Source organism: Streptomyces sp. NPDC086777, from assembly GCF_040702065.1.
Classification (GTDB): Bacteria; Actinomycetota; Actinomycetes; order Streptomycetales; family Streptomycetaceae; genus Streptomyces.
Genome location: NZ_JBFBJI010000015.1, coordinates 133,408 through 145,905, shown reverse-complemented (window position 1 = coordinate 145,905; position 12,498 = coordinate 133,408). Strand labels below are relative to the sequence as shown.

The 12,498-nt window shown below is 73.1% G+C and carries 10 protein-coding genes, 1 pseudogene and 1 riboswitch; of the genes and pseudogenes, 8 read left to right on the top strand and 3 right to left on the bottom strand.

What is annotated here, in order from left to right:
* Positions 1-128: 128 nt before the first annotated feature.
* Both egtA and AB0472_RS22310 read right to left on the bottom strand, forming a co-directional pair.
* Positions 129-1,408: pseudogene (gene egtA / locus AB0472_RS22315) on the bottom strand (ergothioneine biosynthesis glutamate--cysteine ligase EgtA).
* Between the two features lie 284 nt (positions 1,409-1,692).
* Positions 1,693-2,508 (bottom strand): DUF427 domain-containing protein, encoded by an 816-nt coding sequence (locus AB0472_RS22310; protein WP_366358218.1) that lies wholly within the window; start codon positions 2,506-2,508, stop codon positions 1,693-1,695.
* A 143-nt stretch (positions 2,509-2,651) separates the two neighbouring features.
* Positions 2,652-2,766: riboswitch (SAM riboswitch) on the top strand.
* A gap of 35 nt (positions 2,767-2,801) precedes the next feature.
* On the opposite strand from AB0472_RS22310, the gene AB0472_RS22305 reads away from it, so the two are divergent.
* From AB0472_RS22305 to AB0472_RS22285, 5 genes are all read left to right on the top strand, one after another.
* Complete coding sequence (locus tag AB0472_RS22305; protein ID WP_366358217.1) at positions 2,802-2,918, top strand: putative leader peptide; 117 nt, start codon at positions 2,802-2,804, stop codon at positions 2,916-2,918.
* 221 nt (positions 2,919-3,139) lie between these two features.
* Positions 3,140-4,759: an ABC transporter substrate-binding protein gene (locus tag AB0472_RS22300; RefSeq protein ID WP_366358216.1), complete on the top strand. Its 1,620-nt coding sequence runs from the start codon at positions 3,140-3,142 to the stop codon at positions 4,757-4,759.
* A 3-nt stretch (positions 4,760-4,762) separates the two neighbouring features.
* Positions 4,763-5,722 carry an ABC transporter permease gene (locus AB0472_RS22295; RefSeq protein ID WP_366358215.1) on the top strand — a complete coding sequence of 320 codons (960 nt, stop codon included), beginning with the start codon at positions 4,763-4,765 and terminating at the stop codon, positions 5,720-5,722.
* Complete coding sequence (locus tag AB0472_RS22290; RefSeq protein ID WP_366358214.1) at positions 5,719-6,642, top strand: ABC transporter permease; 924 nt, start codon at positions 5,719-5,721, stop codon at positions 6,640-6,642. Before AB0472_RS22295 ends, AB0472_RS22290 begins: the two co-directional genes overlap by 4 nt.
* On the top strand, positions 6,639-8,381 hold the full coding sequence (locus AB0472_RS22285; protein WP_366358213.1) for an ABC transporter ATP-binding protein: 1,743 nt from the start codon (positions 6,639-6,641) through the stop codon (positions 8,379-8,381). Before AB0472_RS22290 ends, AB0472_RS22285 begins: the two co-directional genes overlap by 4 nt.
* Positions 8,382-8,469: 88 nt before the next feature.
* On the opposite strand, the gene AB0472_RS22280 is transcribed toward AB0472_RS22285, so the two are convergent.
* Positions 8,470-8,976 (bottom strand): cupin domain-containing protein, encoded by a 507-nt coding sequence (locus AB0472_RS22280; protein ID WP_366358212.1) that lies wholly within the window; start codon positions 8,974-8,976, stop codon positions 8,470-8,472.
* Positions 8,977-9,114: 138 nt separating this feature from the next.
* On the opposite strand from AB0472_RS22280, the gene AB0472_RS22275 reads away from it, so the two are divergent.
* The 3 genes from AB0472_RS22275 (at position 9,115) to AB0472_RS22265 (ending at position 12,480) form a co-directional block, all read left to right on the top strand.
* Positions 9,115-9,549 (top strand): Rrf2 family transcriptional regulator, encoded by a 435-nt coding sequence (locus AB0472_RS22275; RefSeq protein ID WP_366358211.1) that lies wholly within the window; start codon positions 9,115-9,117, stop codon positions 9,547-9,549.
* Positions 9,550-9,563: 14 nt separating this feature from the next.
* Positions 9,564-10,463: a DsbA family protein gene (locus AB0472_RS22270; RefSeq protein WP_366358210.1), complete on the top strand. Its 900-nt coding sequence runs from the start codon at positions 9,564-9,566 to the stop codon at positions 10,461-10,463.
* 436 nt (positions 10,464-10,899) lie between these two features.
* On the top strand, positions 10,900-12,480 hold the full coding sequence (locus AB0472_RS22265) for an ABC transporter substrate-binding protein (protein ID WP_366358209.1): 1,581 nt from the start codon (positions 10,900-10,902) through the stop codon (positions 12,478-12,480).
* The last annotated feature ends 18 nt before the right edge of the window (positions 12,481-12,498 follow it).

Genomic DNA, 12,498 nt, shown 5'->3' with positions numbered 1-12,498 from the left:
CAGTCGAGGTGTTCGGCGGCGAGACGGACCCGTGGGTGGCGGGTCCGCCCTCGGCCGGCCGACGGAGCGGGCGTCAGGCCGTGAAGTGGTCCCTGCCGGGGCCTGACGGGGCAACAGCGTGGCGATCCTCAGCGTTCCGGTCGGAGCCCCGCGGCCGCCGCCCGGTCGAGGACGTCGTCGGCCGGGCAGCGGCCGCGTCGGACGTACCGGTCGGCGTACGCGGCGACGGCGTCCACGACCCCGGTGCTCGCCCCCAGGCGCGGCAGCGCGTCCAGGGCGGCGGCGAAGCAGGTCCCGGCGGCACGCCGGAGTTCCGGGTCGGCGAGACCGTGGCGGGCCGCGGCGGTCCACAGTGGATTGTGCGGTGCCGGGGTCCCGGCGGCCCGCTCGGCCAGGGGCCGCACCGCCCGGTGTGCGGTCACCGCGGCGTCCGGGTCGTCGAACAGGGCGGTGACGACCGCGAGCGGCACGATCCACCCGTCGTCGCCGGGTTGTGCGTCGATCATGCGGAGTTCCAGGTGTCCGCGCGGCCTGACCGGCGGAAACAGGGTGCTGATGTGGTAGTCGAGGTCCGCGTGGGTCGGCGGGCGCATGGTGCGCGAGCGGGTCCACGCGCGGAAGCTCACCCCGTCCGGGATCTCCCAGGGGCCGTCCCGCCGTACGCACATCACCGGGGCGTCGAGGACCCTCCGGACCCAGGCGTGCCGCGGATCCTGGGCCAGCGAGGGGCCGCCGGCCCGTCCCGGGTCGAGCTCCGCCCACATCAGCTGCCGGGTGGACAGCCAGCCGGTGATCCGGCCTTCGGCCATGGGCGAGTTCGCGAACGCCGCGACAGGACCGCGCCCAGGTGGTGCGCCAGCCACCAGCGGCGCGCGAATCCGAGGACGCCGGGCTCCTCGCGTCCGGCGTCGAGGCACACCTGGACGGAGGCCGAGGTGCACATCAGGGTGCGCCCCGCCGGGCCCGTCCGGTCGAGGCAGGCCTCCATCGCGTCGTAGCGGCGCTCCCGCAGGAAACGGCGGGGCCGTTGCCAGGGATCGACGCCCATGCCGGCGAGGGCCAGACCGTGCTCGCGCAGTGCGGTGCGCACCGCGCGCAGATCGGCGGAGACCTCGGCGACGCACACGGCCAGCGACGGGGCCGGCCGGGAGCTGAGTTCCACCTGGCCGCCGGGCTCCACGCTGAGCCCCGACAGCAGTGGCAGGGTGCGCAGGACGGCGTGGGCCGCGGCCAGTTCCTCCCGGCCGACGGAGTCGTGCGGCGTGCGCTCCCGGTGGACGAGCCACTCCACCTCGACGCCGACGCTGCGGGGCGGGCCCGTCTTGAAGCAGACCCCCTCGACCAGCGCCTCCGCCTGCCGTTCGGTGACAGCGGGACCGCCGACGCCGCACTCCGGTGAAACAGACATCCGGGAGCCTCCTGAGCCGCCTCAGGGCCGTCGGGGATCCGACGTCCGGTACGCGTGGCGCTGTGCCTTGCTGCCAGAGTCCGCCGTCCCGCCCCGTCACGACAAGAGCGCACTTTCCGGACGACCGGCCATTCGGCACCCCTTGTCCGGCGACGCGCCAGGACCCGGGGCCGCGGACCCCTGCGGCGTGCACGGGGACCGCGTCCGCGGTGACGTCTCCGACGTGGCCACGGGCAGGCGCGCCGCGGTCCGCCGGGCGTCACGGACGGACACGCGAGGTCCCGTCAGGGCCGCGGTCGCTCCGAGAGCGTCCGCGTGAAGTGGGTGACGGGGCGTTCCCGGCGTTCGCCGTCGACGGTGATGTCGACGGCCTCGTCGTAGAAGGCGAGCAGTCCCCTGACCGCGCCGGCCGCGGGCAGCGGGTCCGGATAGCTCCAGACGACGTTCGGGGGCACGTCGGACTCTCCGCGCCAGGACCAGTACTCGGCCGTGCCCTTGTAGGGGCAGCCGGTGTGGTGGCCGGTGGGTTCGAGCAGGTCGAGGCGGACGTCCTCGCGCGGCACGTAGTAGCGCGTGGGCAGGCCGGTCTCGAACAGCAGCACGGGACGGCGGGTGTCCGCGACGACCGTGCCGTCGATCTCCACCACCACGTGGCGGCTGCTCGGGATCGCGTCCACCCGTTTGTGCGGGTCACGGGGGTGGACGAAGATCTCTTCCTCCTCCTCGTACCAGTGGTCGAGGCCCCGGCCCACGCGCCGGAACCACTCGAAGGCGATGTGGTCGGCGAGGTCGGCGGCCGGGAAGGTCCAGGCGGCGTTCTCCAGCAGTTCGCCGCCGATGTCGAGGTCGTAGAAGACGCGGGAGCCGGTGTGCGTACCCGTCGGGGGGTTCTTCGCGGGGCGGAGCAGGTCCTCGCGGACCTCGGTGCGCGGGAAGGCGTACAGCGGGACGGGCACGCCCGGCTCCCAGACCAGGACGGGGTGCCGGCTGTCGACGACGGTCACCTCGCCCGTGCGCCCCCGTACCCAGCGCTCGCTCGGCTCCCACCGGAGGCCTTCCGGGGTGGTCCGCACGGCTCGCGCGTTCGGGGACGTGGTCACGAGCACCTCCTCCTGCCGGGGTACGGCGGTCGTGAGCAGCGGGGTACGGCGGTCGTAGCAGGCCGGCGACGACCCCGTTCTCCCGGACGGGCGTCACGGTACGGCATTGACGTACGACAAAACCGCTCCGTAGCATCGCCAACGGCATCGAGTGTCAGCGTCAGGCCCTGGCTCGCTGACCGGCAACCCTCCCGCGCGGTGGGGTGCTCCAGGTGAAAGCCCGGCGGGATCACCGACGAATTCCCGCAAGCGCGTGGCCCCGTGACCGGGGCCGGAGAAGGGGAGGGACCGGCATGCGACACAGCGACGACCCGGCCACCTCCCCCGCCGACGCCACGGCGTACTCCCGGCTCTCGCGCCGGCGCCACATCGATCTGAAGCGCTCGACCAGCTGCCTCTGTCGGGCCTGACCGGCCCGGCCGCCGCCGGCTGACATCCGTCGCCGGCCCCGGCACCTTCGCGCCGTCCTCTCCCCCGCCACCGGTTCCCGGTGTCGTCCGCATGCCGAACTCCCCTGTCAGCACAGCGCATCCCCGGCCGGAGGCGAACCGCCCGGGCCGCACACACCGTCATGCCCGCGCGCGTACGTGCGTGGTCGTGCCGCGGTGACACGAGTAGGAGAAGACCCTCCGTGACTGCACTTCCGGATCTCAGACCCTTCCGATGGGCGCCCCTGGCCGCGCTCCTGACCACCAGCGTCCTGCTGACCGCGTGCGGTTCGGGCGACGACGGCTCCGGCTCCGGAAGCGGCCGGGCGAGGGCGGGCGGCACCCTGACCTTCGCGGTGGGCTCCGACGCGGGCTGCATGGACCCGCAGCAGGTCGGCAGCAACGACACCATCTACTCGGTGCGCCAGATCGTGGACTCCCTCACCGACCAGGACCCGAAGACCGGCAGGATCGTGCCGTGGCTCGCCAAGAGCTGGGACATCAGCTCCGACGCGACGACGTTCACGTTCCACCTGCGGTCGGGTGTCACCTTCAGCGACGGCTCGAAGCTGACGGCGCAGGTGGTCAAGGACAACTTCGACGCGGTGCCGGGCCTCGGCGCCCTGGGCACCCTCGCCGAGGGCTACCTGAGCGGCGTCAAGAGCACCACCGTGGTCGATCCGCTCACCGTCAAGGTGACCTTCGAGCAGCCCAACGCCCAGTTCCTCCAGGCCACTTCGACCCACTCGCTGGGCATCGAGTCCTCGGCGAGCGTCAAGCGGAGCCCGCAGCGGAAGTGCAGCGACGGGGTGGTCGGGTCCGGGCCGTTCGTGCTCCGGCAGTACGTGCAGAACCAGTCGATCACCCTGGGCAGACGCACCGGGTACGACTGGGGCTCCGCCCTGTGGTCGAAGAAGGGCGAGGCCTACCTGGACAAGCTGGTGTTCAAGGTCGTGCCCGAGGCGGGGGTGCGGGCCGGCAGTCTCCGGTCGGGACAGGTGGACGCGATCAGCAGTGTCGGCAAGGCCAACGAGGCGGCGCTCGAGGGCGGCCCGGTCGGCCTGCTGAGCCGGGCCAACCCCGGTGTGGTGTTCGGCCTCGGGCTCAACAACGCGCGTCCGCTCCTGAAGGACGCGAAGGTCCGGCAGGCGATCTCGGCCGCCGTCGACCGGAAGCAGATCGCCGACACGGTCTTCCCGACCGGCACCCGGCCGGCGACCAGCGTCCTGGCGCACACCACGCCCGACTACACGGACCTCTCCGCGGACCTCGCGCTCGACACGTCCAAGGCGAAGTCGCTGCTGGACGCGGCCGGTTGGAAGGCGGGCAGCGACGGCATCCGCGCCAAGGACGGCAAGAAGCTGAGCCTGACCGTCACCTGGTTCCCCAACGCGGCCACCAACCAGCCGGCGCTGGAGCTGGTCCAGCAGCAGCTCAAGACCGTCGGGATCGACGTGGTGCTCAAGCAGCTCCCGGTCACCCAGTTCGCCACCACGCTCCAGTCGGGCGACTTCGACGTGGTGTGGGGGAACGTGACCCGCGCCGACCCGGACATCCTGCGCAGCTCCTTCTCCTCCCGGCTGGGCAACTTCTACCATCTGCCCGCCAGTTCGCTGGACACGGCGCTGTCCGCTCAGGCCGCGACCACGGACACCGCGAAGCGTGGGCAGTTGGTGGCCCGGGCGCAGAAGCTGATCGTGCAGAACGCGTACAACGTGCCGGTGGTGGAGCTCCAGACCCAGCTCGGCGTCTCGGACAGGGTGCACGACCTGGAATTCGACTCCGGCAGCCGCGTCCAGCTGCACGACACCTGGGTCGGGTAGCGGATGCGCCGCTATGTGATCAAACGGCTGGCCCAGGCGGTCGGGGTGCTGTGGGCGTCCTACACGGTGTCGTTCCTGGTACTGGACCTCCTGCCCGGTGACCCGGTCTCGGCGATGGCCGGGGCCGGGATGGACTCGGGGCAGGTCGACCCGGCCCAGCTCGCCGGGCTGCGCCACGAGTACGGCTTCGACAAGCCGGTGCCGGTGCAGTACGCGGAGTATCTGGGCCGGGCGGTGCGCGGGGACTTCGGCGATGCGGTCTCCACCGGCCGCCCGGTGACCTCCACGCTGGCCGACGCGTTGCCGCAGACGCTCCAGCTGACCGGTGCGGCGCTGCTGCTGGCAGTCGTCCTCGGCGGCGGTCTCGCGGTGGTGGCGACCTACACCTCGCGGCGGTGGCTGCGGCAGCTGCTGCTGTCGCTGCCCCCGCTCGGGGTGTCGGTCCCGACGTTCTGGGTGGGGCTGCTCCTCGTGGAGGCGTTCTCGTTCAAGCTGCGCTGGTTCCCGGCGTTCGGCAACGACGGACCGAGGGGTCTGGTGCTGCCGGCCCTGACGCTGGCGATCCCGACCGGCGCGCAGGTCGCCCAGGTGCTGGCGAAGAGCCTGCTGACCGCGCTGGACCAGGCCTACGTGGAGACCGCGCGAGCCAAGGGGGCCGGCCGCCGGCGGGTGCATCTGCGGCACGCGCTGCGCAACGCGTCGCTGCCGGCGCTGACGGTCGTCGGCCTCCTGGTCGGGCAGCTGATCGCCGGTTCGGTGGTGGTGGAGACGGTGTTCTCGCGCGACGGCCTGGGCCGGGTGACCGCCGGGGCGGTCACCACCCAGGACATCCCGCTGGTCCAGGGGGTGGTGGTGTTCGGCGCGCTGATCTTCGTGGCGACGAACCTGCTGGTGGACCTCGTCTGTCCGCTGCTGGACCCGCGCATCGCGGTGACCTCGGACAGAAGGGGGAGCTTCGCATGAGCCAGAGCCTTGTCGACGACCGGGCCGAGGCCGCCCTCGGCTTCGCCCGGCCGGCCGGGAACCGATCCCCCGGGGGGCCCGGCCGGCCTGCCGACGTCCGCCGGGTGCTCCGCTTCCTGGTGCGCCGCCCCGGCCTGCTGTTGTCCGTCGTCGTCCTCGTCCTGGTGGTGCTGGCCGCCTTCCGGCCGGACCTGTTCACCTCGCAGGACCCGCTGACGGGAGTGCCCTCGCAGAACTTCCGCGGCCCGAGCGGAAGTCACTGGTTCGGCACCGACGAGCTGGGCCGAGACGTCTTCTCCCGAGTGGTCCACGGCGCCCAGCTCTCGCTCAAGGCCACGCTGATCGCCGTCCTGGTGGCGTTCGTTATCGGCGGACTGCTCGGCGTGGTCGCCGGGTTCGTGGGCCGCTGGGTGGACGACGTGCTGATGCGTCTCGTGGACGTCCTCCTCTCCATCCCCGCGCTGTTCCTGTCCCTCGCGCTGGTCACCGCGCTCGGGTACGGGACGGTGAAGGTGGCCGTCGCGGTCGGCATCACCGGCGTGGCCTCCTTCGCCCGGGTGGCGCGGGCCGAGGTGCTGCGGGTGCGGCAGGCGGTGTTCGTCGAGGCATCCCGGTCCTGCGGGGCCCGCTGGTACTCGGTGCTCGGCCGGCACGTCCTGCCCAACGCCGCGGGACCGGTGATCGTGCTGGCCACCCTGGACTTCGGCGCCTCGATCCTGGCCGTGTCGGCGCTGAGCTTCCTCGGCTACGGCGCGCCGCCGCCCGCCCCGGAGTGGGGGACGTTGATCTCCGACGGCCGCAACTACCTGGCCAACGCCTGGTGGCTGACCGCACTGCCCGGTCTGGCGATCGCCGCGACCGTGCTGGCCGCCAACCGCGTCGCGCGGGCGCTGGACGGCGAATGGGCACGGCAGCGATGACCCACGACGCACGCGAGAACGACGACGCGCACAAGGACGGCGACGTGCACGGGAACAGAGACACGCACAAGGACGGCGGGGACGTGACCACACCACTTCTGGAGATCCGCGGCCTGTCGGTGTCGTACCGCACCCGCGGCGGCGCGGTACCGGCCGTACGGGGGGTCGACCTGGACGTGTGGCCCGGACAGGTGACCGCCGTGGTCGGCGAGTCCGGCTCCGGCAAGAGCACCACCGCACACGCCGTCACCCGGCTGCTGGCGGCGAACGGCAACATCGACGCGGGCACGGTCCGCTTCGGCCGGCACGACCTGGCCGCGCTCTCGGAGGCGGAGCTGCGCACCGTGCGCGGTGCGCAGATCGGGCTGGTCCCGCAGGACCCCACGGTCTCGCTGAACCCGGTGCAGCGGATCGGCGCGCAGGTGGCCGAGGTACTGCGGGTGCACGGCCTGGCGACCCGGCGCGGGGCGGCGGCCGAGGCGGTCGCCGTGCTCGACCGGGCGGGGCTGCCCGACGCGGCCGTCCGGGCTCGGCAGTACCCGCACGAGCTGTCCGGCGGCATGCGGCAGCGCGCCCTGATCGCGATCGCGATCGCGGCGAAGCCCCTGCTGATCATCGCAGACGAGCCGACCAGCGCGCTCGACGTCACCGTGCAGCGGGTCGTCCTCGACCATCTCCAGCGCCTCACCGAGGAGTCGGGCACCGCGATCCTGCTGGTCACCCACGACCTCGGGGTGGCCGCGGACCGGGCGCAGCACCTGGTGGTCATGGAGCAGGGCAGGGTCGTCGAGGCGGGCGATACCCGGACCCTGCTCGCCGCCCCGCAGCACGGGTACACCCGGCGGCTGCTGGCCGCCGCCCCGAGCCCGACCCCGGCCCGCCCCCGTGGCTGTACCCCGGTCGCCACCGCGCCGGCCGACACCGCGCCGCCCCTGGTCGAGGCGCGCAACCTGGTCAAGGAGTTCAGGCTGCCGCGGGCCGGCGGCCCGGCCCGGACCCTGCGCGCGGTCGACGACGTCAGCCTCACTCTGCGGCGCGGGCAGACCCTCGCCCTGGTCGGGGAGTCGGGCTCGGGCAAGTCCACCACCGCCCGGCTGGTGCTCCGCCTGGCCGAGGCGACCTCGGGACAGGTGCTGTTCGACGGCACCGACGTCACCACCGCCAGGGGCGCCGGGATCAGGGAACTGCGCCGGCGCGCCCAGCTCGTCTACCAGAACCCGTACGCCTCGCTCGACCCGCGCTTCTCCGTAGGTGAGATCGTCACCGAGCCGCTGCGGGCGTTCAGGGTCGGCGACCGTGCCGCCCGGCTGGACCGCGCCCGTGAACTCCTCGACCGGGTCGCGCTGCCCGCCGCGACCCTGGAGCGCCGCCCGGCGGAACTGTCCGGCGGGCAGCGCCAGCGGGTGGCCATCGCCCGTGCCCTGGCCCTCTCTCCCGACCTGGTGGTGTGCGACGAACCCGTCTCCGCGCTCGACGTCTCCGTCCAGGCCCAGGTCCTCGACCTGCTGGCCGAGTTGCAGGCGGACACCGGAGTCGCCTACCTGTTCATCTCCCACGACCTCGCCGTCGTAAGGCAGATCGCGCACCGGGTCGCCGTCATGCGAGGCGGACGTGTCGTCGAGACGGGACCGCCCGAGGACCTGTTCTCCGCGCCCCGGCACGCGTACACCCGCGAGCTGCTGGCGGCGATCCCGGGCCGAGGTGTCCCCGCCCCCGCCGCCGAGAACACCCCGAGCTGAGGACCGGCGCCCACGGCCACTCCGGCCGGCACCTCACCGGCGCTCCCGACGCCCGGCGACTTCGCGGACGACGCCCCCTGCCGGCGCCTCACGCGTCCTGGGCCGGAAGCGTGTACAGGCCGGGCAGGTTGACCACGATCGCCTCCTGGGTGGAGCGGGCGATGACGACCACGGCCTCCTCGGCGGGGTCCGGGTTCTCCTCGCGGTGCGGCACGAACGGGGGGACGAAGATGTAGTCGCCCGGCGCGGTGCGCAGCCGTACCTCCTCGGGCTGCCCGCCCGTGTCGTCCAGGAAGACGAACTCGGGATGGCCGCTCACGATGTAGATCGCGGTCTCGGACTCGCCGTGATGGTGGTCCGAGCTGGCGGTCGCGGGGGCGACGTGGGTCTGTCCCATCCAGAGCTTCTCGGAGCCCACGGTCCGTCCGCTGACGGCGGCGAACCGGCGCATGCCGCCGGACTGCGCGGTGTCGCCGTCGAGGGCGTCGGCGCGGACGTGGTGCAGCCGGGTGCGCAGGGGCGTCACCGGGCGGTCCTGGGGGTCGTGGAGATGGGGGTGGAAGCCTTCACCGGGGGTCGTCAGCGGCTCGCTCATAGCGGGACGCTAGGACCGTGCCAGAAAGGATGTCAAGAGGTGTCCTTTGCGGTTCACCTGCGGCAATGTTCCCGCAACGAACGAGCCGGGCGCCGCGAGGACCTCCGTCGCACACGGCCGGTCCGGCATGATGGGGGCATGTACATCTCCGCCAAGGCGGACTACGCCGCCCGCGCTCTGCTGGAGCTCGCCCGACAGCCGGACCGCCCCTTGACCTGTGAGGCGGTCGCCTCCTCGCAGGACATCCCGTTCCGGTTCCTCAAGTCCGTGGTGGGCGAGTTGCGCCGGGCCGGCCTGGTCCGCAGCCAGCGCGGCTGCGAGGGCGGGTACTGGCTGGGCAGGCCCGCCGCCGAGATAAGCCTGCTGGACGTCGCCCGGGCCGTGGACGGCGAGGTGATCACCCTGCGGGGGGAGCCGCTGGCCGGCCTCGGCTACCCCGGGCCCGCCGTCGGCCTGCCGGACGTCTGGCGGCGGATCGAGGCGGAGGCCACCGCCGTGCTGGCCGGGGTCACCATCGCCGGGCTGCTGCTGTCGGAGGGCGCGGGGCGGCCGGCCGCCCAGGGCGCCGCGTGACGGGCGGCCGGGCGATGCCGCCGGTCGAAGTCGTCGAGTACACCGACCCGTTGTGTCCCTGGGCATGGGGTTCGGAGCCCGTCTTCCGCGGACTGCGCGCGGCACTGGCCGGCCGGATCCGCTGGCGCCGGGTCTACTGCATCCTCTTCGACCACGACGACGACCCGGCCCCCGACCCGGTCGCCGAGACCGCCTGGTACGCCCGCTACGTCGAGGGCATCGCCGCTCACACCGGGGCGCCCCGGGCGCTGCGGCTGAGCCGGGTGGCCGCGAGTTCCTGGCCCTCCTCGCTGGTCGCGAAGGCGGCCGAGCTGCAGGGGCCCGAGGTGGCCGACCGGGTGCTGCGGCGGCTGCGGGAGTCCGTCTTCGTGCTCGGCGAGCCGGCGGACACCCTCGGTGCGGCGCTGGACGCGGCCGCCGGCGTACCCGGGCTCGACCCACGGCGGCTGGCGGCCGACGCCGCCTCGGCGGCCGTACTCGACGGGGTACGTGCGGACCACGCGGAGGCACGGCGGCCGGTGCCCGAAGTGCTGCCCGGGGCACCCGCCGCGGCCAGTGGTTCGCCGCATCCGGGAACCGCGAAGGAGACGCCCGACGGCGGGCACCGGTACGCGCTGCCGACGCTCGTCGTGTGCGGGCCCGGCGGCCGCCGCGTGGTGCCCGGGTGGCGGCCGTACGACGTGTACGCCGCCGCCGTCGGCGCCTTCTGCCCCGGGCTGCCGACGGCCCCTCAGGCGCTGTCCGGTGTGGTGGCGTTGGCCCTGCACCGCACCCTGACCGACCCCGAGCGCGCGCTGCTGACACGGGGCGTCTGGCCGCCGCCGGACGTGGTGCGGGTGGAGACCGCGGGCGGGCCGCTGTGGCTGGCCCCGGAGGAGGCCGGCACCCATCCCGCCACCCGGCCGAGGCCCTGACCGGCGGCGGAGCTCCGTCCCGCTGAATGAGACACCAATTGGTGTCCATTGACAGCCGCACCCCGCGGCCCGCACGATGTGGGGCATGCACACGACCCACCCCGGTGTGGTGTGCCGCTATGTGGATCTGCGGCGCACCTGCAGCGCTCTCTGTCGCTGACCGCCTGCCGCCCTCGCCCCGCAGGCGCCTGACCGCAGCCACCGGTACCGGCCCCTTCCCGTTCCGCCGGACCCGACCGCTCTGCGCGCCCCTCTTCTGACGCCGCGACGTTTTCCGCGCCCCGCCCGCCGCCGCACCCCCTGGGACCCGACAGGACCCGCATGTCCCCGTCGTGACAGGCCCGGTGCGGCACGCCCCGGGCCGCAGCCCGACGCCTTTTCCCGCTCCCCCGGTCGCCTTCGCGATGCGGACCGGGGCCGTAGCAGAGAGACAGCCATGTCCACACGCCGCACCCCCGCACGCCCCGGACCGGCCGCCCGCCGCACCCCGCGACCCGCCGCCCGGCTGCGCGCGACGGCCTTCGGTACCGTCCTCGCCGCCCTGCTCGTGCCCTCCCTCAGCGCCTGCGCGGGCGGGTCGTCCGCCGCGTCCGGCGGCGACGCCACCCTGAAGTGGGCCTCCTCCTACTTCCCCGCCCACTGGGACCCGGTGGTCTCCGGCAGCGGCGCCCAGTTCCGTGAACTCTCCCTGGTGTACGCGTCGTTGACGCGCACCGACGCGAAGGGCAACGCCGTTCCCGACCTGGCCAGGAGCTGGGACTACAACAGCAGGGGCGACCGGATCACCTTCCACCTGCGCCCCGGACTGAAGTTCAGCGACGGCACACCGGTGGACGCGACGGCGGTGAAGGACGCCGTCGAGCGTGCCCAGAAGCAGAAGAACTCCGCTCTGTTCGGCGACCTGACCTCCATCAGGTCGGTCGACGCCGACGGGCTGGACGCGGTCGTCCACCTCACCCAGGTCGACTACCAGATCCCGCAACTGCTCGGCGAGCGCGTACTGCAGATCGCCAGCCCGAAGGCGGCCGCGTCCCCGTCGAGGCTGGACCAGAACCCGGTCGGCGCGGGCCCGTTCATCGTGACCCAGCTGGTGCCCGGCACGAAGGTGGTGCTGAAGAAGAACCCGGACTACTGGGACGCGAAGAACATCCACATCGACCATGTCGAACTGACCTCCGCCCCCGACGCGTCGACCGTCGTCTCCGGACTGCAGACCGGCGTCTACAACTTCGCCGACATCGCGCCCAGTCAGGCGGACGCCGCGAAGAAGGCCGGCCTCGACGTCTTCGTGCAACCCGGGTTCAACGCCTCCAACATCAGCCTGAACACCAACAAGGCGCCCTTCACCAACGACAAGGTCGTCGACGCGGTCCGCTACGCCGTCGACCGCCGGGAGTTCGTGGACAAGCTGACCTTCGGCTACGGCGAGGCCACCGACCAGCCCTTCCCCAAGGGGTACGTCGCCTACGACCCGAAGTCGGCGAACGCCTACCCCTACGACCCGGCGAAGGCCGAGAAGCTGCTGGCCGAGGCGGGCTACAAGGCCGGGGACATCAAGCTGAACCTGGTCATCCCGGCGGAGGACCCGCAGGCCGAGATCGTGCAGTCGCAACTGGCGAAGGTCGGCATCACCGTCACCATCAAGATCGACAAGAACTGGGCCACCCCGTTCTTCGCCAAGGACCTGACGTTCTCCGTGTACGGCACCACCGGCCGGGACTCCGCCCTGCAGACGCTGACCGCGCACTTCGGCCCGAACGGCCCGCTCAACCTCAGCTCCCCGTACGAACCGGCCGGGTTCGAGGCAGCCGTCGCCAAGGTGCGCCAGACCCCGCTGGACTCCTCCGACTACCCGCAGGTGCTCCAGGCCGCGACCAGGGCCGGGCTGCAGAGCAAGGCGCTGGTCTTCACCTACTCCTCGCCGAACCTCTTCGCCAAGAGCAGCTCGATCTCCGACCTGCCGAAGAACCCGGCCCACGTCGACTGGACCGGAGTGACCATCTCCGGCTCGAACTGACCGCCGGCCGCCGGAAGG

Bases quoted from the DNA above. Each gene is read 5' to 3' on its own strand.
- AB0472_RS22305 (WP_366358217.1), top strand. From the start codon at position 2,802: ATGCGACACAGCGACGACCCGGCCACCTCCCCCGCCGACGCCACGGCG.
- AB0472_RS22295 (WP_366358215.1), top strand. From the start codon at position 4,763: ATGCGCCGCTATGTGATCAAACGGCTGGCCCAGGCGGTCGGGGTGCTG.
- AB0472_RS22290 (WP_366358214.1), top strand. From the start codon at position 5,719: ATGAGCCAGAGCCTTGTCGACGACCGGGCCGAGGCCGCCCTCGGCTTC.
- AB0472_RS22285 (WP_366358213.1), top strand. From the start codon at position 6,639: ATGACCCACGACGCACGCGAGAACGACGACGCGCACAAGGACGGCGAC.
- AB0472_RS22280 (WP_366358212.1), bottom strand. From the start codon at position 8,976: ATGAGCGAGCCGCTGACGACCCCCGGTGAAGGCTTCCACCCCCATCTC.
- AB0472_RS22275 (WP_366358211.1), top strand. From the start codon at position 9,115: ATGTACATCTCCGCCAAGGCGGACTACGCCGCCCGCGCTCTGCTGGAG.
- AB0472_RS22270 (WP_366358210.1), top strand. From the start codon at position 9,564: ATGCCGCCGGTCGAAGTCGTCGAGTACACCGACCCGTTGTGTCCCTGG.
- AB0472_RS22265 (WP_366358209.1), top strand. From the start codon at position 10,900: ATGTCCACACGCCGCACCCCCGCACGCCCCGGACCGGCCGCCCGCCGC.